This window comes from Pseudomonas xanthosomatis (assembly GCF_019139835.1).
Lineage (GTDB): Bacteria > Pseudomonadota > Gammaproteobacteria > Pseudomonadales > Pseudomonadaceae > Aquipseudomonas > Aquipseudomonas fakonensis.
On record NZ_CP077075.1, the window covers coordinates 4,301,379 to 4,327,203 of the forward strand.

The 25,825-nt window shown below is 63.3% G+C and carries 24 protein-coding genes and 1 riboswitch; of the genes, 16 read left to right on the forward strand and 8 right to left on the reverse strand.

What is annotated here, in order from left to right:
- Nucleotides 1-2 precede the first annotated feature (2 nt).
- From KSS93_RS18905 to KSS93_RS18945, 9 genes are all read left to right on the forward strand, one after another.
- A complete protein-coding gene (locus tag KSS93_RS18905) occupies nucleotides 3-1,130 on the forward strand; it encodes an FAD-binding oxidoreductase (RefSeq protein WP_217885483.1) in 1,128 nt (375 codons plus the stop codon).
- A gap of 263 nt (nucleotides 1,131-1,393) precedes the next feature.
- Entirely contained in the window at nucleotides 1,394-3,028 is a 1,635-nt protein-coding gene (locus tag KSS93_RS18910) for a BCCT family transporter (protein WP_217885484.1), read from the forward strand.
- A gap of 244 nt (nucleotides 3,029-3,272) precedes the next feature.
- Complete coding sequence (locus tag KSS93_RS18915; RefSeq protein ID WP_217885485.1) at nucleotides 3,273-4,439, forward strand: acetyltransferase domain-containing protein; 1,167 nt, start codon at nucleotides 3,273-3,275, stop codon at nucleotides 4,437-4,439.
- Between the two features lie 119 nt (nucleotides 4,440-4,558).
- Nucleotides 4,559-4,756: riboswitch (cobalamin riboswitch) on the forward strand.
- 124 nt (nucleotides 4,757-4,880) lie between these two features.
- Nucleotides 4,881-5,894: an ABC transporter substrate-binding protein gene (locus KSS93_RS18920; protein ID WP_217885486.1), complete on the forward strand. Its 1,014-nt coding sequence runs from the start codon at nucleotides 4,881-4,883 to the stop codon at nucleotides 5,892-5,894.
- Nucleotides 5,891-6,907, forward strand: coding sequence for a FecCD family ABC transporter permease (locus KSS93_RS18925; RefSeq protein WP_217885487.1), 1,017 nt, complete (start codon nucleotides 5,891-5,893; stop codon nucleotides 6,905-6,907). Before KSS93_RS18920 ends, KSS93_RS18925 begins: the two co-directional genes overlap by 4 nt.
- On the forward strand, nucleotides 6,904-7,692 hold the full coding sequence (locus KSS93_RS18930; RefSeq protein WP_217885488.1) for an ABC transporter ATP-binding protein: 789 nt from the start codon (nucleotides 6,904-6,906) through the stop codon (nucleotides 7,690-7,692). Before KSS93_RS18925 ends, KSS93_RS18930 begins: the two co-directional genes overlap by 4 nt.
- Nucleotides 7,693-7,709: 17 nt before the next feature.
- A complete protein-coding gene (locus KSS93_RS18935) occupies nucleotides 7,710-8,147 on the forward strand; it encodes a pseudoazurin (protein WP_217885489.1) in 438 nt (145 codons plus the stop codon).
- Complete coding sequence (locus tag KSS93_RS18940; RefSeq protein WP_217885490.1) at nucleotides 8,144-9,481, forward strand: OprD family porin; 1,338 nt, start codon at nucleotides 8,144-8,146, stop codon at nucleotides 9,479-9,481. Before KSS93_RS18935 ends, KSS93_RS18940 begins: the two co-directional genes overlap by 4 nt.
- 112 nt (nucleotides 9,482-9,593) lie before the next feature.
- Nucleotides 9,594-11,474 (forward strand): AAA family ATPase, encoded by a 1,881-nt coding sequence (locus KSS93_RS18945; protein WP_217885491.1) that lies wholly within the window; start codon nucleotides 9,594-9,596, stop codon nucleotides 11,472-11,474.
- Between the two features lie 472 nt (nucleotides 11,475-11,946).
- Here the strand turns inward: KSS93_RS18945 and KSS93_RS18950 are convergent, their stop codons facing one another.
- The gene (locus KSS93_RS18950) at nucleotides 11,947-12,249 is read right to left on the reverse strand and encodes a hypothetical protein (protein WP_217885492.1); all 303 of its coding nucleotides are present in this window, start codon (nucleotides 12,247-12,249) and stop codon (nucleotides 11,947-11,949) included.
- 100 nt (nucleotides 12,250-12,349) lie between these two features.
- On the reverse strand, nucleotides 12,350-12,847 hold the full coding sequence (locus tag KSS93_RS18955; RefSeq protein WP_217885493.1) for a GNAT family N-acetyltransferase: 498 nt from the start codon (nucleotides 12,845-12,847) through the stop codon (nucleotides 12,350-12,352).
- A gap of 178 nt (nucleotides 12,848-13,025) precedes the next feature.
- Here KSS93_RS18955 and KSS93_RS18960 point away from each other — a divergent pair, with 178 nt between their 5' ends.
- Nucleotides 13,026-13,724, forward strand: a complete 699-nt coding sequence (locus KSS93_RS18960; RefSeq protein WP_217885494.1) for a pentapeptide repeat-containing protein — start codon at nucleotides 13,026-13,028, stop codon at nucleotides 13,722-13,724.
- Between the two features lie 103 nt (nucleotides 13,725-13,827).
- Here the strand turns inward: KSS93_RS18960 and KSS93_RS18965 are convergent, their stop codons facing one another.
- The 5 genes from KSS93_RS18965 to KSS93_RS18985 form a co-directional block, all read right to left on the reverse strand.
- Nucleotides 13,828-14,130, reverse strand: coding sequence for a hypothetical protein (locus tag KSS93_RS18965; RefSeq protein WP_217885495.1), 303 nt, complete (start codon nucleotides 14,128-14,130; stop codon nucleotides 13,828-13,830).
- Between the two features lie 500 nt (nucleotides 14,131-14,630).
- A complete protein-coding gene (locus KSS93_RS18970; protein WP_217885496.1) occupies nucleotides 14,631-15,029 on the reverse strand; it encodes a hypothetical protein in 399 nt (132 codons plus the stop codon).
- Nucleotides 15,030-15,385: 356 nt separating this feature from the next.
- The gene (locus KSS93_RS18975) at nucleotides 15,386-15,784 is read right to left on the reverse strand and encodes a hypothetical protein (RefSeq protein ID WP_217885497.1); all 399 of its coding nucleotides are present in this window, start codon (nucleotides 15,782-15,784) and stop codon (nucleotides 15,386-15,388) included.
- On the reverse strand, nucleotides 15,777-17,141 hold the full coding sequence (locus KSS93_RS18980) for a PAAR domain-containing protein (RefSeq protein WP_217885498.1): 1,365 nt from the start codon (nucleotides 17,139-17,141) through the stop codon (nucleotides 15,777-15,779). The genes KSS93_RS18975 and KSS93_RS18980 overlap by 8 nt, the downstream gene beginning before the upstream one ends.
- Nucleotides 17,142-17,273: 132 nt before the next feature.
- Nucleotides 17,274-18,503: an acyl-CoA dehydrogenase gene (locus KSS93_RS18985; protein ID WP_217885499.1), complete on the reverse strand. Its 1,230-nt coding sequence runs from the start codon at nucleotides 18,501-18,503 to the stop codon at nucleotides 17,274-17,276.
- A 140-nt stretch (nucleotides 18,504-18,643) separates the two neighbouring features.
- On the opposite strand from KSS93_RS18985, the gene KSS93_RS18990 reads away from it, so the two are divergent.
- The 5 genes from KSS93_RS18990 (at nucleotide 18,644) to KSS93_RS19010 (ending at nucleotide 23,470) form a co-directional block, all read left to right on the forward strand.
- The gene (locus tag KSS93_RS18990) at nucleotides 18,644-19,567 is read left to right on the forward strand and encodes a LysR family transcriptional regulator (RefSeq protein WP_217885500.1); all 924 of its coding nucleotides are present in this window, start codon (nucleotides 18,644-18,646) and stop codon (nucleotides 19,565-19,567) included.
- Between the two features lie 270 nt (nucleotides 19,568-19,837).
- Nucleotides 19,838-20,944: a saccharopine dehydrogenase family protein gene (locus KSS93_RS18995; protein WP_217885501.1), complete on the forward strand. Its 1,107-nt coding sequence runs from the start codon at nucleotides 19,838-19,840 to the stop codon at nucleotides 20,942-20,944.
- A gap of 1 nt (nucleotide 20,945) precedes the next feature.
- Nucleotides 20,946-21,425: a DUF2269 family protein gene (locus tag KSS93_RS19000; protein WP_217885502.1), complete on the forward strand. Its 480-nt coding sequence runs from the start codon at nucleotides 20,946-20,948 to the stop codon at nucleotides 21,423-21,425.
- Between the two features lie 165 nt (nucleotides 21,426-21,590).
- A complete protein-coding gene (locus KSS93_RS19005; RefSeq protein WP_217885503.1) occupies nucleotides 21,591-22,745 on the forward strand; it encodes a cysteine desulfurase family protein in 1,155 nt (384 codons plus the stop codon).
- A 92-nt stretch (nucleotides 22,746-22,837) separates the two neighbouring features.
- Nucleotides 22,838-23,470: a LysE family translocator gene (locus KSS93_RS19010; RefSeq protein ID WP_217885504.1), complete on the forward strand. Its 633-nt coding sequence runs from the start codon at nucleotides 22,838-22,840 to the stop codon at nucleotides 23,468-23,470.
- A 3-nt stretch (nucleotides 23,471-23,473) separates the two neighbouring features.
- Here the strand turns inward: KSS93_RS19010 and KSS93_RS19015 are convergent, their stop codons facing one another.
- Nucleotides 23,474-24,661 (reverse strand): MFS transporter, encoded by a 1,188-nt coding sequence (locus tag KSS93_RS19015; RefSeq protein ID WP_217885505.1) that lies wholly within the window; start codon nucleotides 24,659-24,661, stop codon nucleotides 23,474-23,476.
- Nucleotides 24,662-24,772: 111 nt separating this feature from the next.
- Between KSS93_RS19015 and KSS93_RS19020 the strand changes: the two genes are divergently transcribed.
- Nucleotides 24,773-25,693 carry a LysR family transcriptional regulator gene (locus tag KSS93_RS19020; protein ID WP_217885506.1) on the forward strand — a complete coding sequence of 307 codons (921 nt, stop codon included), beginning with the start codon at nucleotides 24,773-24,775 and terminating at the stop codon, nucleotides 25,691-25,693.
- Nucleotides 25,694-25,825 lie beyond the last annotated feature (132 nt).

Consider the following 25,825-nt stretch of genomic DNA (forward strand, 5'->3'; position numbering starts at 1 on the left):
CCATGACCCAGTACCAGAACATCGCTGCCCTGCGCGCCGACCAGCGCTTCGCCGACACCGACCATTGGGCTGCCTTCGGCGCCCAGTGGGGCAGCGGCGAAGGCAAGCGCATCGAATGCCTGAGCGTGGTGGCCGAAACCCACGACGTGAAGACCTTCACCTTCCACTGCCCGGACTACCAGGCGCTGGCCTACGAGCCCGGCCAGTTCCTCACCGTGTCGCCGGTGATCGACGGGCAGAGCGTGTCGCGCTGCTACACCCTGTCGTCCACCCCGACCCGGCCGTTCACCTTCTCGATCACGGTCAAGCGGGTGCCGGGGGGCGCGGTGTCGAACTGGCTGCACGACAACCTGCATGCCGGCGCCGCGCTAGCGGCCTCGGGCCCGGCGGGCATCTTCACCCCGGTGGCGGGCCCTTCGCACAAGCTGTTGTACCTGTCGGCCGGCTCCGGGGTGACCCCGCTGATGGCCATGACCCGGGCAGCCGCCGACCTGCACGCCGACCTGGATATCGTCTTCGTGCACAGCGCGCGCACGCCCAAGGACATCATCTTCCGCGATGAACTGGCGCGCCTTGAAAAGAGCATGCCGCGCCTGCGCACGCTGTTCTTCTGCGAGAGCTCAGGCGACGAACCCGACTGGGCCGGCCCGCTGGGGCGCCTGTCGCTGAAGGAGCTGCAACGGCAGATCCCCGACTTCAAGGAGCGCGAAGTGTTCACCTGTGGCCCCAAGGGCTACATGGACGCGACCAAGGCCCTGCTCGGCGATGGCGGCTTTGACTTGAAGCACTACCACCAGGAGAGCTTCGACATCGGCGCCGAGCCGGAACCGGCCCGGGCGCCGGCGCCGGCAGCAGGCCAGCCCCAGGACAGCTTCACCGTGGTACTGGCGCGCTCGGGCAAGACCTTCACCATGCGCGCCGACCAGACCGTACTGGCCGCGGCCAAACAGGCCGGCGCGGTGGTGCCCTCCTCCTGCAGCCAGGGGGTGTGCGGCACCTGCAAGAGCGCGGTGCTGGAGGGCAGTGTCCAGATGCAGCACAACGGCGGCATCCGCCAGCGTGAAATCGACAAGGGCCTGCGCCTGCTGTGCTGCAGCCGGCCCACTTCGGACCTGGTCATCGACCTCTGACACGGCGCCTGCGGGCGCCTTTTGCAATTTCCGAGGCATCCGTGCGGCTGCGGCGAACAGCGTGGGAGCGGGCTTGCCCCGCGATAGCGGTATCGGCTTCGGCATCGCTATCGCGCGGCAAGCCCGCTCCCACGAGCTTCTGAATCAACCTCCAACCAACAGGCAAACCCTCCCGCCGAACAATCCTGCACCCCCCACTCAGCGACAAAGCCAAGCGCAGCCCCTGTGCCCCGCGACTTGCAACAATAAAAAGGAAATAGCCGATGCGTGCAAACCATGGCCTGTTCAAAGGCCTCAACCCTACGGTGACAGTGTGGTCACTGCTTATCGTCATGGCCTTCGTGGCCCTGTGCGCCACCCAGGGCGAACAGGCCGCCGGGGTATTCAAAAGTGCCTCCGACGCCATCCTCGACAACCTCAAGTGGTTCTACATCGCCCTGGTCAGCGGCGTACTGGTGTTGCTGGTGGTGGTCGCCTTCAGCCGCTACGGCACCTTGCGCCTGGGCCGCCCGGACGAACGCCCGGAGTTCAGCTTCCCAGCCTGGATCGCCATGCTGTTCAGCGCCGGCATGGGCGTGGGGCTGATCTTCTGGTCGGTTGCAGAACCGGTGCTGCACTACGCCAGCAACCCCTTCACCCCAGGCTTATCCGACGCCTCGGCGGCCATGGCCATGCGCCTGACCCTGTTCCACTGGGGCCTGCACCCCTGGGCGATCTTCACCGTGATCGGCCTGGGCCTGGCCTACTTCGCCTACCGCGAAGGCTTGCCGCTGGCGCTGCGCTCGGTGCTCTACCCGCTGATCGGCCAGCGCATTTACGGGCCCATCGGCCACACCGTGGACATCATCGGTGCGGCAGTCACCGCCTTTGGCGTGTCGCAATCGCTGGGCATGGGCGTGGAGCAGATCAACGCCGGGCTTAACGACGTGTTCGGCGTGCCGGTGAGCCTGTCGTTCAAGCTGGGCATCATCGCCGTGGTCACGGTGATTGCCTCGATTTCACTGGTGGCCGGCCTTTCCAAGGGCATGAAGCGCCTGTGCACGGTGAACATGTGGATCTCCATCGGCCTGATGCTGGTGGTGCTGGCCCTGGGCCCGACCAACTACCTGCTCAACCTGCTGCTGGAGTCGGCCGGTGACTACGTGCAGAACATCGTCGGCCTGAGCTTCTGGACCGACAGCCAGGCCAACAGCGGTTGGCAGAACAGCTGGACCGCCTTCTACTGGCCCTGGTGGATGACCTGGGGGCCGTTCGTGGGCCTGTTCATCGCGCGGATTTCCCGCGGGCGGACCATCCGCGAGCTGGTGTTCGGCGCACTGCTGGTGCCCACCCTGGTGACCATGATCTGGATGGCGGTGTTCGGCGGCTCGGCGCTCAAGGACGAGCAGCAGGCACGCCAGGCCCACGCCGCGCTGCCGGTGGCCGAGCAGAGCGTGGCCGGCGACTTTACCGGTGGCCCGATCCTGCAGGCCACCCGCCACGACACCACCACGGCGATGTTCACCCTGCTCGAGCGCCTGGACGGCCCCACCGTGGGCGCCATCCTCAGCGTGATCGTGTGCCTGCTGCTGGCGGTGCACTTCGTCACCGCCGCCGACGCCGGCACCCAGGTACTGTGCATGCTCAACTCGCTGGGCAGCATCGACCCGCCGAACTGGCTGCGGGTGATGTGGTGCGTGCTGGAGGGCGCCATCGCCGCCAGCCTGATCATTGCCGGCGGGCTGGTGGCGATACAGATGGCCAGTATCGTGGTGGGGCTGCCGATCGCGCTGTACATGCTGCTGACCGGCTACAGCCTGTGCCGCAGCTTGCGCGCCTATGAAGGGTCGGTGACCTTGGGCACCCCTGCCCCTGAAGCTGTGCGTGTGGTGGCCGGGACCGTCGTCGAAAGCCACTGACGCCACCTCCTGTAGCCGGCTTGCCGGCGATCACGGGCACCGCCCGCGCCATGCTACGAAGAACCGGGGCTGCCATTGCGCAGCCCCGGTTTTTTGTGTCGCCGATTCGTGCCCTATTGCCGGCAAGCCGGCTCCTAGCGGGCTGTGCGCTCGCGCATGGCAAAAAATGGCTGTGCCAAAATGAATAAATAGTTATAAGATAACGTTTCATTTGACACCCATTCCTGCCTGCGACCCAACCCCGATGACAAGCGCCTCAGCCACCCCTACCCTGCTCACCCAGCGCCTGCAGAGCATCGATGCCCTGCGCGGCCTGGTGATCCTGTTCATGCTGCTCGACCACGTGCGCGAGACCTTCTTCCTGCACCGCCAGGTCAGCGACCCGATGAACGTCGATGTCACCGACCCCAGCCTGTTCGCCAGCCGCACCCTGGCCCACCTGTGCGCACCGGTGTTCGTGCTGCTGACGGGCCTGTCGGCCTACCTGTACGGCGAGAAGTACCAGGGCCGCGCCGATGTGTCGGCATTCTTGTTCAAGCGCGGGCTGTTCCTGGTGGTGCTGGAATTCACCCTGGTGAACTTCGCCTGGACCTTCCAGCTGCCGCCGAGCGTGATCTACATGCAGGTGATCTGGGCCATCGGCGTGAGCATGATCGCCCTGTCGCTGCTGGTGTACCTGCCGCGCGCCGCGCTGGTGGCCCTGGGCGTGGTACTGGTGGCCGGGCACAACCTGCTGGACGGCCTGCACTTTGGCCCGGAGTCGGCGATGCACGTGCCGTGGGCAATTTTGCATGACCGTGGCTGGCTGGAGGTGTCCGACAGCCTGCGCCTGCGCACCTCTTACCCGGTGCTGCCGTGGATTGGCGTGATCGCGCTGGGCTACGCCCTGGGGCCGTGGTTCGGCCGCAGCAGCAATGCCGGCGTACGCCAAAAGCACCTGCTGCTGGCCGGCAGCGCTGCGCTGCTGGGCTTCGTGGTGCTGCGCCTGCTCAACGGCTACGGCGAAGCGCCATGGCACAGCTACCCGGCGCTCACCCAGACCCTGATGAGCTTCTTCAACATCACCAAATACCCCCCGTCGCTGCTGTTCCTGAGCCTGACCCTGGGCTGCGGCCTGTTGCTGCTGCGCGGCTTCGAGCGCGCAGGCGCGGCCCGCTGGATCGGCGTGCTGGCGGTATTCGGCGCCGCACCGATGTTCTTCTACCTGCTGCACCTGTATGTGCTGAAAGTGCTGTACGTGGCCTGCGTGGCGCTGTTCGGGCAGAACCATGGCGAGTACTTCGGCTTTGACGGCATTGGCGCGGTGTGGCTGGGCTCGGTGCTGCTGGCGGCGGCGTTGTACCTGCCGGTGCGCTGGTTTGCCCGGTTGAAGGCGCGTCGGCGTGATATCGCCTGGCTGAAATACCTTTGACGGCCGATCGCGGGGCAAGCCCGCTCCCACAAGCCCGCACACGGGGCTTGGCGTGGCAGCGGGTGTGCCCCGCGACAAGGCTGCAACGGTCAAAACCATTTCCACCGGCCGGTCGATGGTCTACCATGCCCGCCGCCGGTTTCCACCAGGAATTAATAGGGAATCCCCAGCCCGCCCAGCGCGTGCCAAAGGGAACTGCCCCCGCAACTGTAGGTGCCGAGCCCGCGCCATCGATGCCACTGGATCATGTATCCGGGAAGGCTGGCGCCGGGCCAGGACGCACCAGTCAGGAGACCTGCCGGCACACATTTACCAACCGGCGGGGTGTCCGGGATGGCCATCTCCACCCCTTGCGGGTGCTGCCCCTCGCCCTGCGCGACGGGCCCGGCGATGCCTGTCCGTGCGTTCATTCCGTGCACCGTAGATAGGAGATCGCCCACCATGCTGCCCCGTTTCGCCGCCCTGCTCGCCGGCCTGTCGCTGACTGGCCTCGCCCAGGCCGCCGCCACCCACTACCCGCTCACCGTCGACAACTGCGGCGCCCCGCAGACCTTCGCCCAGGCCCCCGAGCGCGCCGTGACCATCGGCCAGGCCGGCACCGAGATGCTCTACGCCTTGGGCCTTGGCGACAAGCTGGCCGGCACTTCGCTGTGGTTCAACAACGTGCTGCCCGAGTACGCCGCGCAGAACTCCAAGGTGCCGCGCCTGGCCGACAACGACCCAAGCTTCGAAGCGGTGGTGGGCAAGCGCCCGCAACTGGTGGCGGTGCAGTTCGAGTGGATGGTCGGCGCCCAGGGCGTGGTGGCAACCCGCGAGCAGTTCGACGAGCTGAAGATCCCCACCTACCTGCTGCCCTCGGACTGCGAAGGCAAGGACAACCTGGTGGGCGCCGACGGCACCCGCCTGCAGCCGTTCAAGGTCGACAGCATCTACAAGAGCGTCAGCCAACTGGCCGAAATCTTCGACGTGCAGGCCCGTGGCCAACAGCTCAACGCCGAGCTCAAGGGCCAGCTGGATCACGCCCGCCAGCAACTGGCCGGCAAGGACCTGAGCCACACCAGCGCGCTGTTCTGGTTCTCCAGCGCCGACCTTGAGATGGACCCGTACGTGGCCGGCCGCCAGGGCGTGGCCGACTTCATGCTGCAGACCCTGGGCGTGCGCAACGTGGTCGAGTCCAACGAAGAATGGCCCACCGTGGGCTGGGAAACCCTGGCCAAGGCCAACCCCACCTGGCTGATCATCGCGCGCATGGACCGCCGCCGCTTCCCCGCCGACGACTACCAGAAGAAGCTTGATTTCTTGCGTAACGACCCGGTGGCCAAGAACATGGAGGCGGTGAAAAACGGCCGCATCATCGTGCTCGACGCCGACGCCATGCAGGCCGGCATCCGCCTGTTCACGGGCCTGGAGCGGTTGTCCGCCGCCTTCGCCACGGGTAAAGCGCCGCAACCATGAGCCGCCTGTTCCCCCTGAGCCTTGCTGCAATGGTGGCCCTGCTGGCCGCGTTGCTGGCCGGTATCGCCATCGGTGAAACCCGCGTCACCACGCAGGTGGTGTGGCAGGTGCTGGCCAACCATTTGTGGCAGGCCGGCCACGTGCTCGACCCGATCGACGCCGGCATCATCTGGAACTACCGCCTGCCGCGCACCCTGGTGGCCGCAGCCTGCGGCGCCGGGCTGGCTACCTGCGGGGTGATTTTGCAGGCGCTGCTGCGCAACCCGCTGGCCGAGCCCTACCTGCTGGGGTTGTCCGCCGGTGCTTCCACCGGCGCGGTGGCGGTGGGCCTGTTGGGGCTGGGTGGTGCCGCGCTGTCGCTGTCCGGCGGCGCCTTCATCGGCGCGCTGGCGGCCTTTGGCCTGGTGCTGCTGTTGTCGCGGGCCAGCGGCAGCAGCCACAACAATGCCCAGGTGATTCTGGCCGGCATTGCCGGCTCGCAACTGTTCAATGCCCTCACCGCATTTTTGATTACCAAATCGGCCACCGCCGAACAGGCCCGCGGCATCATGTTCTGGCTGCTGGGCAACCTCAGCGGCGTGCGCTGGCCCTCGGCGTGGCTGGCCTTGCCGGTGGCGCTGCTGGGCCTGGTGGTGTGCCTGTGGCACCGCCGCGCGCTGGATGCCTTCACCTTCGGCGCCGATTCGGCAGCCTCCCTGGGGGTGCCGGTACGCCGCACGCAACTGCTGCTGATCAGCTGCGCGGCGCTGGTGACCGCGGTGATGGTGTCGATTGTCGGCGCCATTGGTTTCGTCGGCCTGGTCATCCCCCACGCCCTGCGTTTGCTGCTGGGCGCGGGCCACAGCCGTCTGCTGCCGGCCAGTGCGCTGGGTGGCGCGCTGTTTCTTATTCTGGCCGATATCCTTTCGCGCACCCTGATCAGCGGCCAGGTGATCCCGGTAGGCGTGGTCACCGCGCTGATCGGCGCGCCGGTGTTCGCGCTGATTCTGGTCAGCCGCCGGGGGCGCCCATGACCGCCATGCCCCCCCTCGCCATCGCCCCCCTTGCCTGCCACAACTTGAGCCTGCGCCTGGGCGGGCGCGACGTGCTGCAAGGCATCGACCTTGCCGTGAACCCCGGTGAGACGCTGGGCATCGTCGGCCCCAACGGCTCGGGCAAGTCCACCCTGCTCAAGCTGCTGGCCGGCCTGCGTACCCCCAGCAGCGGCAGCGTGCAACTGCTCGGCGAGCCCCTGGCGAAGCTGCCGCGCCGGCGCATCGCCCAGCTGTTGGCCCTGGTGGAGCAACAGGCCGACACGCAAGACGCCATCAGCGTGTTCGACGCCGTGGCCCTGGGCCGCACGCCGTGGCTGTCGGCCCTGGCGCCGTTCGGCCGGCAAGACCGCGCCATCGTCGACCAAGCCCTGGCCGACGCGGACGCCAGCCACCTGCGCGAGCGCATCTGGCGCGAGTTGTCTGGCGGCGAGCGCCAGCGCGTGCACATCGCCCGCGCCCTGGCCCAGCGCCCGCAACTGTTGCTGCTTGACGAGCCCACCAACCACCTCGACATCCAGCACCAGCTGGGCCTGCTGCAACAGGTGCAGGCCCTGCCGGTGACCACCCTGGTGGCCCTGCACGACCTCAACCAGGCGCTCACCTGCGACCGCCTGGCAGTGCTCGACCGGGGCCGCCTGGTCGCCCTCGGCCAGCCCGAAAGCGTGCTCACCCCAGAGCGCCTGCTGAGCACTTTCGGCGTACACGCCCACTACCTCACCGACCCTTACGACGGCGCGCGCATCCTGCGCTTTCGCGCCCCCTGAACCAGGACGTTCCGCCCATGTTGCCGCGCTCCACCACCGCCCTGCTGCTCGCCACCCTGCTGACCACCGCCGCCGCCCAGGCCGAGGTGCATGAAGTGCAGATGCTCAACCGCGGCGCCGACGGCGCCATGGTCTATGTGCCCGACCACCTGCACATCGCCCCCGGCGACAGCGTACGCTTTGTGCCAACCCAGGCCGGGCACAACGCCGCCAGCCTGCCCGCCCTGCTGCCAGCTGGCGCCACGGCGTTCAAGAGCAAGCTCAACCAGCCCTTCGAGCAGGTATTCGAGGCGCCCGGGCTGTACGGCATCCAGTGCATCCCGCACCTGGCCATGGGCATGGTGATGTTGATCCAGGTCGGCGACAGCCAGGGCGCCAGCCTGCCTGACGGCCTGCCGGCCCGGGCCAAGGCGCGCCTGGCCGCGCAGCTGCAAAAACTGGAGGCCGGCCAATGAAAAAGGTATTCATCGCCCTGCCCCTGCTTGGCCTGAGCCCGATGGCCCTGGCCGAGTCCGCCCAATCGCAGGCCAACGGCTTCATCGAGGACAGCAGCTGGAGCATCCTCAACCGCATGGTGTATGACCAGCGCGACTACAAGCACGGTGGCCGCAACAGCGCCGCACGCAACGCCTACAAGCCACGCAGCGAACGCAACGGCCTGGCCGAGGAATGGGCCTACGGCCTGATGGGCACTTTCAGCTCGGGCTTTACCCAGGGCCTGATCGGCATCGGCGTGGATGCCCACGCCTACCAGGGCGTGCAACTGGACAGCGGCGGCGGCCGCGCCGGCAAGGCGCGCCTGCTGGGCGTGGACAACGCCGGCCACCCGAAAAACGAATACAGCCGTGGCGGCGCAGCCGTGAAGCTGCGCCTGTCCAACACCGTGCTGTCCTACGGCGAGCAACGGGTGAAAACCCCGGTGTTCAGCTCATCCGACAGCCGCCTGCTGCCCGAGACCGCCACCGGCTGGTTCCTCACCAGCAACGAAATCGACAAACTCAAGCTGGTGGCCGGCCACTTCAACGAAAGCACCGACCGCAACGCCTCAAGCCACAACCAGGGCTTTGTGGTGAACTACTCCAACGCCCGCCAGGGCAACGCCTTCGACCTCGCCGGCGCGGTGTGGAACCCCAACGCCAATGTCAGCGCCAGCCTGTACACCTCGCGCTACGAAGACAGCTGGAACCAGCACTACCTCGACAGCACCCTGAGCCACGCCATCGACGAGCAGCGCAGCGTCAGCCTGGACCTGAACCTGTACCGCACCACCGACACCGGCAAGGCGCTGTCCGGGCGCATCGACAACACCACCTGGAGCCTGGTCGGCCGCTACGCCCAAGGCCCCCACGCGTTCAGCCTGGGTTGGCAGCAGGTCGACGGCAACACGCCGTTCGACTACGTCACCCGCGGCGCCATCTTTATCGCCAACGCCGTGCAGATGTCCGACTTCAATGCCCCCAACGAAAAGTCCTGGCAGGCCCGCTACGACCTGAACATGGGCGCATTCGGCGTGCCGGGGTTGAACCTGACGGCGCTGTATGTGCGCGGGTTCGATATCGACGGCACGCATGTCGACCCTACTGGCGGGTATGCGTACCTGGGGTATGGCAAGGATGGCAAGCACTGGGAGCGCGACCTGGAGGCGCGCTATGTGGTGCAGAGCGGCAAGGCCAAGGGGCTGACGTTCTCGCTGCGGCATAACGTGCACCGGGGGGATACGGCGCAGGCGGAGCTGGATGGGGATCAGGTTAGGGTGGCGGTGGAGTGGCCATTAGCCGGGAGGCTGTAGTAAACGAGTTAGCCCAACCAAACTCTTGAGCAGCCCGAAGATAGCAGCCAATGCATGGTGGCAATTGACCATTATCCGAAAATAGGATCCAATCCAAGAAAATTCTTGTTGGATGAATGAGATCCTCGCCGTGAAAATATCTGTAGAAAAAATATACATCGAAAATTTCAAAAAAATTGAAAAACAAGAAATCGCAGTAAAGCCCATTACTGCAATTGTTGGCGGAAACGCGAGCGGCAAAAGCAGCATATTGCAAGCCGCTCAACTATGCACCTCAATCTGCCAAGCCAGCTTTAAAAACATAAATAGAAATAACAAAATAGAATTCCATAAAACCTTGGCTAACGAAGATGTATTCTACAGGCCAACCCAAACCATTCTCGACTTGAGATTTGAAGAACCGGCAAGCCAAACCAAGTCAATCAAACTTGGCTTTCAATGCATAATTCATGACAACACCACCAAAGCTCCAAAACCCATAGACCTAAAAGTTGCAATTACTCGAGGAAAAAATGCCAACCTGGCCTTGAAGTACGAGGGTAATGAATCCCTGATCTCTAACCTCGGAGATCGCAACCATCCATTTTCGATCTTCACCCCAGGCCTATCTGGAATTCCTATCCGTGAAGAATGGCGCACACGCGGTGCATTAGACGCAGCGGCAATGCATGGGGACGCCAACCTTTATCTCAGAACACTTCTAGATCATCTTTTCACGAAAGACCTTGACGACAGAACAATTAGCGAATGGGTTAATTGGCAAATTGACATAGATGAACTTCCCGAGACCTCCTCCTGGAGAGCATTCTCAACCTATCTTAATGAGTGCTATGAAGGGGCACGTGTTTACGTAAAGCATGACAGAAGTAAAGAGCGATACATTAACGTAGAGGTTTGGTACTTAGAAAAGAGCTTCACACTCGACATGGCTTCAACTGGGATGCTGCAAGTAATTCAAATACTTGCATATGCCTGCTTCTATGAACCACCTCTCTTACTGCTTGATGAGCCCGATGCACACTTACACGCTGACAGCCAAGCCAAACTCCATTCCGCATTGAAAATTCTTTCTTCAAATAGCTTGACAAAAATTGTCCTCGCAACACATTCACCACAATTCCTTCAGCTTTTGCAAAATGACCCTGACGCGTCCATTGTATGGCTCAGCTCAGGAAAGGAAGTTGTCGTACAGGCTGGTCAGCAACCTGCCATCCCACTTTTAATGGAGCTTGGCGCGTTGACGCTAGGTGCTGACGTATTTCAACAAAAGTACAAAACCATCTTACTCACTGAAGACAAAGATACAGACCTTATCAAGCCATTCGTCGCTGCACAAACGAACAAGGCAGTTTCAATAATCTCTTACAACGGATGCGCAAATTTACCTGGTGCCCGTCAACTCGCGATTCTTTTAAGCAGGCTTCGCCCCGATGCAAAAATTGTCATTCATCGCGACCGGGACTTCAGAACGGCAGAAGAAATGGACTTCGAAAGGCTGCTGTTTGAAGCCTGGCTTGAATACGAGGGCGGCACTAACATTCAAGAGATCTTCACACCTGGCAACGACATAGAACATTCATTTCTGGACACTAATCACCTGCAACAAAGTCTAAATGGCTATGCAGATGCGGCCAAAATTGAAAACGCTCTCATCAATGCTCTGGCTATCAAACGAGATGACCTGACTGCAAAAACAAGAAGTGCGCGTGCTGTCATCAAAGAACGTCTATACGACACCATTCGAATTCAAGGAAAGACAGCACTCCGCACAAAAGCCAAATTAAAACCTAAGCCTCCAGCTGACTCAAAGTTCTTACCCCGAGATGGAAAAACACCACTTTCACTGGACCAATGCCACGGAAAGCTTGCTTACAAGTCATTCTTGACATCTCTTCACCAGCTCATAGGCGGAGATAGCAAGGCGATTCCAGATTACATTATAAAAAGCACGCACCACCTCGAATGCCCTATCTGGAAGAACGCTCTAGCCTGAGGCACTAATTAACTTTCACGCAATCGCACGCACACCAAACTTCCCCGTACCAGCCTATCGTTCAAAACGCGGCTGATACGGGCATTGATCTCAAGTACTCGCACTCACCTGATCCGCAGGAGTGCCGAATAGAGCCACTACACAAAAAGCTCAGAGGCTATAAGTTGCGCAATTTTTAAATAACGAAATTTAGCCAGAACACTGGTGTCCTGCCTCCGAATAAGCTGTTCACTTTTGACGGCGGTTTGGGCGCCCGGCCTGCGTTGCTAATCCTCGCCATAGCCCTGCTATGACTTCATCGCGGCCCCTTGGCCGCCCCCCAGGCCACTCGCCAAAAGAGAACTTATTCCCGAGACAGGACACTAGTAATCATTTACATCCCTTACTTCGCCAATTGCGGAATCCTCTTGACATCGTTAACTTAATCATAGCCCATTAAAGTTAAGAAATGACGTTTCGCCTTGTCAGCACCTCAATTCAGCTGCCACTGCACCCGTTCCTGCGGCGTGAGGCTGTCCATCACGTGAGAGAAGGTTTCGCTGAACTCGACGCTGACATTGCCGAACACCTTGAAGTTGCTCAGCAGGTAACGCTTCACCGTTTTTGGCCAGCGCCCGTCACGGTGGCCAGCGTTGATGATGCCCTTGGCGTCCTGGTAGTTGGCGGCGGGCTTTACCTGGGTCAGGCGGCGCTCGAAGTCGCCGAAGGTCCAGTCGTCTTCGCGGGCTTCGAATTCGTTGAGCAGTCTGACTTTGTACAGGGCAAGTTCCGGCATGGGGTTGGCTCCTTTTTTGGTTGGAACGCAAACCCTATGCAAATGGCGCGGGGATGGAAATGAACCAGATGTTGAACATTGGCGTGGCCTTGTAGGGCGTTTACCCGAGCACCAGCTCCATATGGGTGGTCTGCCACTGCGGGTCCGGCTCGATATCGACAATACGAAAGCCCTGCCGCTCCCAGAAGCGGATCGCCCCCGGCAGAAACGGGTGAGTGTGCAAATACAGGCATTCGACCCCCGCCGCTGCCGCATGCTCGCGCAAGGCGCCGAACAACGCGGCGGCCAGGCCATGGCGGCGGTAGCCGGGGGTGACGAACAGGCGCACGATTTCGACGGTGTTGCGGGCGTGGTAGTCGAGTTGCGTGAAGCGGTGATCGTACGGCAGGTAGCCGATGCCGGCGATCAGCTGGTTATCGGCGTGGGCGACCAGGAAGTGGCCGGGGCCATCGATATACGTTTCGTTGAAGTGCGCAAGGTCGCGCGGCAGAGGCGAGTCGGCCAGCAGCGGGAAAAGCTGGCGGCGGGCAGTGTCGATGAAGCGCACGGTTTCGGCGGTGGCCGGGCGGGTGGTGGCGGTGATGGTCCAGGTGGGCATGGGCACAGGTTGCGCAGCGGAATGTCGGGATGTTCTACCCGAATGAACCACGGCGGGCAAACGCCTGGCCGATCATTTTTCCGCAGGCTTTGCTCACACCCCGCTAAAAGTTGTCAATATTGACTTGAACAGGTGCCGTAAATAGCCTGTACGCCGATTGAATTTCAGGCGCCAACCCATGAACCCAACCCCTTCGTACTCCCTGGTTACTCAAGAAACGCTTGAACTTCAGCCCTTACCTGAAATCATCAAACAACACACTGCGCCCTTGCACTTCAACAAGGTCGACTTCAGCCATCAGGACCTCAAACGTTTAGACCTTACCGGTGCCTTGTTCGAGCAATGCTTGTTCAACGAAGCAGACTTTTCATATGCCACGCTGGATGAGACACGTTGGTTGGGGTACCGCCTGGGGGCAGCCACATTCCGTAGCGCAAGCTTGGTCGACGCGCAGTTTCGTAACAGTGACCTCAACAATTCAAACTGGCAGCGTGCCCGCCTGTCCCAGGCTAACTTCGACGGCTGCAAACTCACAGGTTCCAACTTCAACGACGTTTCATCGTTGGGCTTGGCATTTTCCGAGTGCCGCCTGAACAGTGCCAACTTGTCCGGTATCTCGTTTTACAAAGCCACCCTGGATAACCTGGACTTCAGTGACTCTGACCTTTCAGGGTGCGATTTCAGAAAGGCCGTTTTCACCAACGGCGGCAGCCTTGCCCATGCCCGGGTCGTGGGCGCCCGCTTCGATGGCGCCGACCTGAGGGACGCCGACCTGGGCGGCCTGCAGCTTGCGGATGCCAAGCTGTTCAAAGGCGCGATCATTTCCAAGGCGCAGGCGAATATTCTGCTGCGAGGGTTGGGGCTTACCGTGCTTTGAGCTTTGCGGCCCGCGGTAGCTTTGGCTCACACACGCCCCACCCCAACAGGTTTAGCTGACAAATAAATAATAAGTAACAACCAGCAGTACAGCCCCAGCTGTATTACACCAAAAAGATATTTGAAGGCCCCATGCTCAGCCAACCTTGGCGAACCCCCAGTGCGGGCCAGATCATGCCAACGCTGATTCCGCAAACAATCAAACTACGCGACTTCAACGTCAAGGCACCCCATAATTTTCGATCTTCGTCTATCCCCGGGCTGCTTTTAAAAGCTTCGCACATTACAAAAAGCATCCGCGTACCCGCGACCAGCCAGATAATAGTTATCCCGACGAGCACCATGAATACGGGCATCAGAAGCAAGGTCAGCTTTATCATGGTCGGCCAACTACCCGGGTCGATCATAGGCAACCTCATAAATGAAATCTGCTATGGCCTCGCCAAAGGCTCCCCCCTGCACTACCTGCATAAGGAACCACACCAACAGCAGCAAGCCCACAAACAGCCCCACTAATGGGTTTGAAACGACAAACGGCCCGCATCGCGTAACCGCCCAGCCCCTTCTCCTAGAACAAACTACAACTCATTGATTTAACGCGGTCTCTGTGGGAAGCGGCCTTGCCGGGGCGCCGTCCGGTCGAGATGGGTCGCGAAGCGGCCCCAAGGCCTCGGCCTCATGCAAGGTTGCCGGGGCTGCTGCGCAGCCCATCTCGACCGGACGGCGCCCCGGCAAGGCCGCTTCCTACAGGGATCGCGCTAGATTTTAGAAATTGAATAAGACAGTTGCTCCCACAGGGCCCGTGGTGCTCTACAAGACCCGTTCTCTGCGCGACAGCACAGCTGATAGAGCTGGTTGATCTCCTAAGGAACTACCTGCCAAACCACCTGTGAAACTGTCAGACGTATCAAACACTTTTAAAACCAACCAAAAGCGCAAAAAAAGCCATACAACCAAAAGCTGCAAGCACGCAATACATACCAAGCTTCATACGCTTTCTCAAATAAGGCGGAAAATTTTCACTATCCTGTGCATTCAACCAACCCTGGCGAATACCTAATGCCGGCCAAATCATTCCCGCCGTCATCGCGCTCACCGTTTGAAGTCGAAATTTCAATGTAAATGCGCCGCCATTTTTCAACTCTTCATGAAGACCTGGGCTTCGTTTCAGGGATTCGCACATGACTTCGAAATGTCGCGAGCCTGCGATGTGAAGCACAATGGCCAGCCCCGTCAAACCGATAAGAAAAGGAGCAAGTAATAACCCCAACCTGGCCCACACAGGCCACCAACTCAAATCAATCATAGGCCACCTCGTACAGCAACTCCCCTCCGCTCTCTCCCAAAGACGCCCCTACTTTGCTTGCGCCAAAAGAGGAAGCGCCTATAACCAAAATACCGCAGGTAGCTCGCCCCGGCTTTGGACCAGTGCTGCCCCAGGCTTTTGGTGGAAATCCCCAAGCCCTTGCGCAGGCGCTCATGCCCTCAAGGTTCAGGTACTTACCCAAAAACGCACTGCGCAACTGCGCGTCCAACTGCTGGTATAAGGCCCGGCGCGAGTCAAAGAACTGCGCCCCTTCAGCGCCAAAAAAACCTGCCAGCTACTGCTCGAAGCGCGGCAGCGCCGGGGGCTGAGCCGGGTACTTTGACCCCAGCCCCCAATCATGATCGGGTGAGTTTCGTGAAGCCGATCAGCAAGAACAGGATTGCGAAGCCCGACAGTAAGCAGTAGCTGCTGGTTTTCATCAGCCTGCTCAGGTAGACCGGAAAATCCTTGGTGTCCTCGATACTCAACCATCCTTTACGATGACCTAAAGACGGCCATATCAGGCCCAGGGTCATGGCGCTGACAATTATCATGCGTGACTTCTGGCTGAGCGTCCCCCAAATCAGAATTTCATCCTGAAGGCCACTACTGCGACGAAAGGCGCGGCACATGACATCGAAGTGCCTTGTGCCTGCGATACAGGTATTGATCAGCCCCCCCGTGATGATCAACAGAAACGGTAGGGCAATCAGTATGAGCCGCAGGCTGGCGGGCCACCCGCTCAAGTCAATCATGCGTAGTTTCGTAAAGAAACTCGCCCAGCCATTCTCCTCCGGCTACGCCCCCGCCACTGCCGGCGAATGAGCCCACTCCAACAGTTGCGATACCGCAGACCGCTTTTCCCCAGACGCCAAAATTGCAGACAGCCTTTATCGCAATACCACTCGCAACTCCACCAATAACACCGCCCCCCAAACCGCCCGCAAAGCCACCTGTTTCTGTAAACCGAATCTTCTTGCACGCTTCTGTTTCACCCGCTTTGCACGCCTCCTGAACTTTCAGATACGACGAACTTGCCCCAACTGCCACACCAACATAGCCACCATACTTCAAATACCGAGCCATCTTCGCCACCTCATCCAGATGCGTCGCATACCCCGGTATCGCCCCCGGCGCCCCGGCCTTGGACCAGTGGTGCACCAGGCTTTTGGTGGAAATCCCCAAGCCCTTGCGCAGGCTCTCATGCCCGCCGAGGTTGAGGTATTTGCCCAGGAACGCACTGCGCAACTGCGCGTCCAACTGCTGGTACAACGCCTGTCGCGAAGCGAAGAACTGCGGGCTTTTCAGGTGCCCATGCAAGCCGAACTCACGCTGGTGCAACTGCTCGATGCCTTTGAGCGTGTCAGCCACCTGCCCCAGCCCGCGCGACAACATGTCCTTACCCACCCCCATCGACTGGCTGGCACCACTGAGCACCCCGGCAATTTCGCCGATGTACTCCATCATGAAGTTGGCCTCCTGCTCGTCGAGCCCCGCCAGCGCCTCCCGCGCGCGCTGCGCCGCCGCCATCAGGTCGGCTTCTTCGCGGGTACAGGCGTGGTGGTTGTCGGGGTCGCCGAGGACGAAGATTTCGCCGGCCTTGAAGCCTTGCTCGAAGGTGGGGTTCAGGCGTTGCAGCCGGGCCATCGGCAGCCTGTGGTCGTGCGCCAGCAGCTCGGCCAGCACCTTCGGGCCGGACATGCTCCGGCGCACGATATGGAAACCCGGCTCCAGCACCGAGCCAGGCGCAGGCGACGCCAACGGGGACTGGGTTGGCGCCGAAAATGAGGACGCAGCAGCGACAGGTGCCGAGCGAGGCGCCGGCATGCTGCCCAGCGGCGCCACCACCCGGTTGCTGCCAAGCGGGCAACCACAGGCAACCAGCGCCCCGTCGAACGCTACCTCCCGGCCTTGGGAGATGAACCAGGCAATGCCTTCGGCAACCGTGCCCACCTGCTTGCACCTGGGGCATTCGGTAGTCGAATCCCCCATACGCAACACTGCTCTGCCGTCACCGCGATGGGCGCCTTCACTGGCGATGCACACCGCCCCCGTGGTGGTGGCATCGCCATCCAGCGCCTGCCCGACACCTGCAATTTCAACCCGGCTCATACGCACGCTTCCCTATGCAAAGCACGGGAAACTAGCAGCGCAGCGGCAGGAAAAACCGGGCCAGGCACCGCTTCAGAAACGTCCTACAACAGATACGGAAGGCCATTACGCGGCGACATTTTTCGCAATCCCTCACCGCCCGCTGCGCAGCATTTCCTTCGGCACATACTTGCCGATCTCGTACTTGCCGATCGCTGCCCGGTGCACTTCATCCGGCCCGTCGGCCAGGCGCAAGGTGCGCTGCATGGCGTACATGTAGGCCAGCGGGAAGTCGCCGCTGACCCCGGCGCCGCCGTGAATCTGAATAGCCCGGTCAATCACCTTCAATGCCACGTTGGGCGCCACCACCTTGATTTGCGCGATTTCGCTGCGCGCCACCTTGTTGCCCACGGTGTCCATCATGTACGCAGCCTTCAGGGTCAGCAGGCGGGCCATGTCGATTTCCATGCGCGAGTCGGCGATCTTGTCGACGTTGCCGCCCAGGCGCGCCAGCGGCTTGCCGAAGGCAGTGCGCTGCACCGAGCGCTTGCACATCAGCTCAAGCGCGCGTTCGGCCATGCCGACCGAGCGCATGCAATGGTGGATGCGGCCCGGGCCCAGGCGGCCCTGGGCGATCTCGAAGCCGCGGCCCTCGCCCAGAATCACGTTGTCATACGGCACCCGCACGTTCTCGAATACTACCTCGGCGTGGCCATGGGGGGCGTCGTCGTAGCCGAACACCGGCAGCGGGCGGACAATCTTCACCCCCGCCGCATCGGTGGGCACCAGCACCATCGAGTGCTGCTCGTGGCGCTGGCCGTCGGGGTTGGACAGGCCCATGAAAATCATCACCTTGCAGCGCGGGTCGCAAGCGCCGGAGGTCCACCACTTGCGGCCGTTGATCACCCACTCATCGCCATCGCGCACGGCGGTGGCGGCCATGTTGGTGGCGTCCGACGAGGCAACATCTGGCTCGGTCATGGCGAATGCCGAGCGGATCTCGCCACGCAGCAGCGGCTCCAGCCACTGGCGCTTCTGCGCTTCGCTGCCATAGCGCACCAGCACCTCCATGTTGCCGGTGTCCGGTGCCGAGCAGTTGAACGGCTCGGGCCCCAGCAGCGAGCGGCCCATGATCTCGGCCAGCGGCGCGTACTCAAGGTTGCTCAGGCCGGCGCCGTACTCGGACTCGGGCAAAAACAGGTTCCACAGCCCTTCGGCGCGGGCCTTGGCCTTGAGCTCCTCCATGATCGCGGTGGGCTGCCAGCGGTCGCCCTCGGCGACCTGGCGCTCAAACACCGGCTCGGCCGGGTACACGTATGCATCCATGAACGCGCTGACACGCTCGCGCAGTGCCTGCACCTTGGGCGAATAGGCGAAATCCATCGGGGCTACCTTCGGTCAGTGAAGAACATGGGCGCAGCCTAGAACAGCCGGGCTGAATCCACCTAGCCTATTTTCTGCGTGTATAAACATTCATAACCGATATATGATCCGGCGAATAATTCCAACAAAGAGCGGCGCCCATGAACCTCAGCAAGGTCGACCTCAACCTGTTCATCGTCTTCGACGCCATCTACACCGAAGCCAACCTGACCCGCGCCGGGCAGATCGTCGGCATCACCCAGCCGGCAGTGTCCAACGCCCTGTCGCGGCTGCGCGAAACCTTCAACGACCCGCTGTTCGTGCGCACCGCCCAGGGCATGGTGCCCACGCCCATGGCGCAGAACATCATCGGCCCGGTGCGCAACGCCCTGGCGCTGCTGCGCACCTCGGTGCAGGAAAGCCGCATCTTCAACCCGCAGCAGGCCAGCAAGACCTTTCGCATCAGCATGACCGACCTCACCGAGGCGGTGATCCTGCCGGCGCTGTTCCAGCGCCTGCGCCGCCTGGCCCCGGCTTTGGTGATCGAGAGCTTCTTGTGCAAGCGCCGCGAAACCACCAAGGAGCTGGCCGCCGGGCGCCTGGACTTTGCCGTGGACGCGCCGCTGAACACCGACCCGCAGGTGCGCCACGTCAAGCTGATGCAAGACCATTACGTGTGCGCCATGCGCCCCGGCCACCCGCTGGCCGACAGCAAGCTGACGTTGGACAGCTACCTGGGCATGACCCATATCCATATTTCCAGCCGGCGCAACGGCCTGGGCTATGTTGACCTGGCGCTGGGCAAGATGGGCGTGCAGCGGCGCGTGGCGCTGCGCTCGCAGCACTACCTGATGGCCTCGCAAGTGCTGCAGCAGACCGACATGGTAATGACCGTGCCGGAGCGCTTCGCCCGCCGCCACCAGTTGCGCCACCAGCCGCTGCCGGTGGAAGTGCCGGCGCTGGAAACCCACCTGTACTGGCACGAAAGCACCGACCAGGACCCGGCCAACCGCTGGATGCGCGAGCAGATCATCGAGCTGTGCGAGCGGGTCGCGGCGCAGGAGGCGCTGGAGGCAGGGGCTTAAATGCACAGCTCTGAGGCTTATGCGATCCCTGTAGGAGCGGCCTTGTGCCGCGATGGGCTGCGCAGCAGCCCCGGCAAATTTGCGTAAAGCCCATATTCTGGGGCTGCTGCGCAGCCCATCGCGGCACAAGGCCGCTCCTACAGGGACCGCGCCAGCTTTCAGAAATTGAGCAACGCAGTGCCCCCACGCGCTTGCATTGCCCGGCACTTTCGGTAACCCTTGCGCCGCCCTGACCCGGGCCACCCAGCCCCCGCACAAGGAACGCGCAGCATGCCCATCCGTACCCTGGTGATCGGCGCCTACGGCAATTTCGGGCGCATCATCTGCCGCCACCTGGACCGCATGCCGGGGGTACAGCTGGTGATCGCCGGGCGCAACGCCGCCTCCCTGGCCACGCTTGCCGAACAACTCACCGATAGCCAACGCTGGTGCGGCGATGCCATGGCCGACGGTTTCGCCGAGGCCCTGCGCGCGCTGCGCATCGACTGGGTGATCCACACCGGCGGGCCGTTTCAGGGCCAGCCCTATCGCGTGGCCGAAGCCTGCATCGAGGCCGGGGTGAACTACTGCGACCTGGCCGACTGCCGGGCGTTCGTCAGCGGCATCGCCCAGCTGGACGAGCGCGCCCGCAAGGCCGGCGTTGCCCTGCTCAGCGGCTGCAGCTCGGTGCCCAGCCTGTCGTCGGCGATCCTAGACGAACAGCGCCACCGCTTCAGCCACATCGAGGCCATCGAACATGGCATCACCTCGTCGGCAAAAATGCCTGGCCTTTCCACCATCGAAGGCGTGCTGGCCTACGCCGGCCGGCCCATCCCGCAATGGCGCAACGGCCGCCCGAGCACCGTGGACGGCTGGCTGGGCCTGCAACTGCGCCACCTGCCGGGGCTCGGCTGGCGCCTGCTGAACAACGTCGATGTACCCGACATGGCGATTTTCCCGGCCCGTTACGGCGCCGCCAGCGTGGCCTTCAAGGCAGGCTCCGGGCTGATGGCTGGCGGGCTGGCCAATGCGGCGCTGGCGCTGCTGATCAAGCTGGCCCTGGTGCGCGACCCGCTGCCCTGGGCACGGCGCCTGTACCGCCTGGGCGTGCGCGTGGAGCATTGGGGCGACGGCAAGAGCGCCATGTACTTGGATGTGCGTGGCCGCGATGAAAATGGCCGGCCCCTGCGCCTGCACGCCCAGGTAACGGCACTGGACGACAAAGGCCCGGAAATCCCCAGCTGCGCCGCCGTCGCACTGATCGCCAAGGCTGCCGAAGGCTACCGGCCACAGCCCGGTGCACGGCCCTGTGTCGGCGAAATCAGCGTGGCCGAATACCTGGCCGCCATCGATGCCCCGGACAAGGTCCGCTACAGCATCGACTACCGGCACGGCTGACATGGACTACCTGCTGCTCAAGTACCTGCATGTGCTCGCCGCGATATTCCTGTTCGGGTTCGGCATGGGCTCGTACCTGTACCTGATCGCCGCCCACCGCACCGGCGACACCCGGGTGATCGCCGCCGTGGCGCGCCTTGTGGTGCGCTTCGATGCCTGGATCACCACCCCGGCAGGCGCCCTGCAACTGCTGACCGGCTACGCCATGGTGCGCCTGGCCGGCATGGACTGGTCGAGCGGCTGGCTGCTGGCGGCGCTGCTGATCTTCTTCGGCGTGGGCGCACTGTGGTTGCCGGTGCTGGTGCTGCAAAAGCGCATGCAGGCCCTCGCCGCCCAAGCCTGCGCAAACGGCACGGCGCCGCCCGGCGGTTACCAGCGGTTGTACCGCTGCTGGCTGTGGATGGGGGTCGCGGGGTTTGCCGGGATGTTCCTGATGGTGCTGGTGATGGTCAGCAAACTGGCCCCCTGGCAGTGGTTATAAGACCGCAGAAGAATTTTTTTCTACGTCATAAGCTAATGGCGAAACGATATTTCTGAATCAGCGCAAGCCTGCGGTAAGAAGGGAAAACCTTCGCCGCAGCGCCCCCGTAGCATGCGGTTCATGGCGGCCGACCACCGGCCCCCCTGCACGGACCCGCTCCCGATCATGACTAGCGCCCCGCTTTACTTCGATTACGCCGCCACCACCCCCGTCGACGAGCGGGTCATCGAAACCATGCTCACCTGCCTGGGCCGCGAGGCCAATTTCGGCAACCCCGCCTCCAGCGGCCACTTCTACGGCCAGGCCGCCCGCGAAGCGGTAGACCAGGCCCGGCGCCAGGTGGTCGAGCAGGTCGGCGCGCAGCCTGACGAACTGGTATGGACCTCCGGCGCCACCGAATCCAACAACCTGGCGCTCAAGGGCATCGCCCAGGGCGCCGGCACCGCTGGCCATATCATCACCAGCCAGCTGGAACACAAGGCCGTGCTCGACACCGCAGCCGAGCTTGAGCGCCAGGGCTGGGCCATCACCCGCCTGGCGCCGGATGCCCAAGGCCTGATCCAGCCACAGGCCGTGCAGGCGGCCTTACGCGCCGACACCCGCCTGGTGTCGCTGATGGCGGTGAACAACGAAGTGGGCACGGTTACCGACTTCGCTGCCATTGGTGCCCTGGTGCGTGCCCACGGCGCCCTGCTGCATGTGGACGCGGCGCAGGCCGTGGGCAAGGTGGCCATCGACCTGGCCCGCCAGCCGGTGGACCTGATGTCGTTCTCGGCGCACAAGGTCTATGGCCCCAAGGGCATCGGCGCGCTGTACGTCGGCCCCCGCGCCCGCGACGGGCTGCGTGCGCAGATGCATGGCGGCGGCCACGAGCGCGGCCTGCGCTCCGGCACCCTGGCCACCCACCAGATCGCCGGCATGGGCAGCGCCTTCGCCCTGGCCGGCCAACCCGGTGACGCCGAGCACCTGCGTATCGAGCAATTGTCGCGGCGCCTGCGTGACGGGCTGCTGGCGCTGCCGGGGGTGAGCCTGAATGGCTGCCCGCTGCAGCGCGTGCCGCACACCCTCAACCTGTGCATCGACAGCAAGGGCTACAACAGCCTGGCTTTGGCCGGCGAACTGGCCGTGTCGAGCACCTCGGCCTGCAACTCGGCGAGCAACGCCGCCTCCCACGTGCTGCTGGCCCTGGGGCTGAGCGAACACCAGGCGCGCAACAGTGTACGGGTGAGCATCGGGCGGTTCACCCGTGAGGCGGATGTGGACCAGGCGGTAGCAGTGTTCGGGCGGGTGCTCGGGGCGGCGGCAGTGGCGCTGTGGTAGGAGCGCCTGATTCTGACCTCGCGCAATCCTGTGGCGATCCTGGCAAACAACTGGCATCGTGACACCTCCCCACCGCGCACAGGACGCGCCCTATGGCACTGCACCTCTGGCTGACCTTCTCCCTCGCCTACCTGCTGACCTCGCTCACCCCCGGCCCCAACGTGCTGCTGACCGTGCGCAACGCCTTGCGCTACGGCCCGTCGGGCATGGGCATGACGCTGTTCGGCAACCTTGCCGCGCAATTGCTGGCGATCAGCGCCGTGGCCATGGGCATCGGCGCCCTGCTGGTGTCGCTGCCGGCGGCGTTTCTGGTTCTCAAGCTGGTGGGCGCCGGCTACCTGATCTACCTCGGCCTGCGCCAGCTACTGGCCCGCAGCGCCAGCAACGCGGCCAGCACCCAGCCGCTAGCCGTGAGCCACCACGGCAAGTGGCGTATCGGCCTGGAGGCGTTTCTGGTGTCGGCCAGCAACCCCAAGACCCTGGTGTTCTTCTGCGCCTTCCTGCCGCAGTTTCTCGAGCCCGGGCGGCCGATCTTCGGCCAGTTCGCGGCGATGTACCTGAGCATGGCGCTGATCGTCTGCCTGGTGCATTCGTTCTACTGCTTCACCGCCTACCGCTTCGGCCAGCGCATCAAGGCCTCGTCCATCGCGGCCTGGTTCAAGCGCGCCACCGGCGCGCTGTTCATCGGGCTGGGGGTGCGTCTGCTCAATACCCGGGCGGTGTAAGGTTCATTCCCGGCCCAGCAACAGCAGCGCGGCGATGATCGCCAGCACGGCAAAGCCACAGGCCACATACCCCAGCGCGCCCAGACCCAAGGCCTGGATAGCCACCCCGCCCAGCGCCGCGCCAGCTGCGATACCGGCATTGGCCGCCGACACATTCAAGGTGCCGGCCAGCGCCTGGGCCTTGGCCCCGGCCTGCATCACCCGCACCTGGCACACCGGAAACAACGCGGTATAGGCCACCCCCCACAGCACCAGCGCCACGATCAGCAGCGCGGTATGCGTGGCCAGCGGCGCTACCGCGCCCATGCCCAGCGCCAGCATCACCAACAGCAGCACGGTGGCCCGCAGCGGGCTGCGGTCGGCGATACGCCCGGCCAGCGCATTGCCCAGCATGCCCACCACACCAAAGCCCATCAGCCACCAACCCACCTGGTTGGCCGGCACGCCGGCCAGGCGCTCGAGGATTTCGGCCAGGTAGGTGTAGGCGGTGAACATCGCGCTGAACACCAGCGTCGACAGCAGCACATGGGCGATGAAGCGGCGGTCCTTGAGGATCACACCCTGCCCCTGGCCATCGGCGCGCTTGGGCACCATCGGCATGCGTGGCAACCAGGCCCACATCGACAGCGCCACCAGCAGGCACAACCCGGCCAACAGCCAGAAGCTGCCGCGCCAGCCCACCACGCCGGCGGCCAGGGTGCCCAGCGGAATACCGAACACGAACGCTGCGGTAATGCCCAGGTACACCCGCGACACCGCCCACCCCTCGCGCCCCTTGCCCGCCAGTTGCCCGGCGCTTTCGCTGGCAGTACCCCAGAACACCGGCAAAGCCAGCGCGGCGATGAAGCGCGACAGGGCCAGCAACCACAAATCGGGGGCAACCGCCGACAGCACGTTGGCGCCGGCAAACACCAGCAGGATGCCAATGAACAGCGGCTTGCGTGGCAACGGCGACAGCCAGGCGGTCAGCGGCGGCCCGAACAGCATCACGGTGACCGCGAACAAGGTGACCAGCTGGCCGGCACCGGCCACCGACAAGCCCAGGTCGCGCGCCAGCATCGGCAGCAGGCCGAGAATGATGAATTCGGTGGTCAACACGGCAAAGCCGCCGACGGCCAGCAGGCCGATCGACAGCCCGGCACGGGGCTGCGAGCGCTCAGCGGCGCCGCAGGCCAGGGTGGAACTGGTCATGATGAAACGATCCTTGGTAAACGTGGCGCCAGTCTACTCTGGAATCTGGTTCGCATTACTGGTAGTTATTCCGCAATCAAACGAACCAGTTTCACTAATAGCGAGCCCGCCATGTCCGCTTCCGAGCGCCTGAAAGACATCGACCTGTTCGTCTGCGTGGCCAATGCCGGCAGCTTCAATGCCGCCGCCGAGCGCCTGAACCTCACCCCTTCTGCCGTCAGCAAGGGCGTCGCGCGCCTGGAGCGGCGCCTGCAGGTGCGCCTGTTCGAGCGCACCACACGGCGCCTGGCCCTCACCGACGGCGGCGCGGCCTACTACCGTACCTGCAGCCGTGTACTGGGCGACCTGGAAGATGCCGAGCAGGCGCTCAACGAAGCGCACAGCAGCCCCAGCGGCCACTTGCGCATCGACCTGCCGGCCAGTTTCGGCCGCCTGCACGCGTTGCCCGCGGTGCTGGCCTTTGCCGCCCGGCACCCCAGGCTGCAGCCGCATATCACCCTGTCGGACCGCTTCGTAGACCTGGCCGAAGACGGCATCGATATCGTGGTACGCATCGGCGGCCCGCACAGCTGGCAGCCAGGCATCGAGCATCACTACCTGGGCAACCAGCGCCTGGTATTCTGCGCAGCCCCCGCCTACCTGGCCCGGCATGGCACCCCGCGCGACGAGGACGAACTGCGCGCCCACGGCTGCGTGCTGTATGCCTGCACCGACGGCAGCACGCCGGCACTGCACTTTACCGGCGCGCGCCCTGGGGTAGACCTGCTCAAACCCATGCCGGGGCGCCTGGCCATCGGCGATGGTGAGGGGCAGGCGATGGCGGTGATGGCCGGGCTTGGGATCGCCCAGTTGCCAACCTGGCTGGTGCAGCGCCAGCTGGATGACGGCAGCCTGGTGCAGGTGCTGCCTGAATGCGAAGTGCAGGGGCTGCCGATTCACCTGGCCTGGCGGCGCAACCGCGGGCACCTGCCCAAGGTCAGTGCCTTGGTGCAGGCATTGACGGTGAGCCTGGGGCGGGTGGTACGGGAGTAGGTTGCTGCCCCGGAACAATGTTCAGGGGTGCCTGTACGGGCTTCATCGCCGGCAAGCCGGCTCTCATAGAACTGCACATAACTCATTGATTTAGCAGGGACCTGTGGGAGCGGGCTTGCCCGCGAACACCGG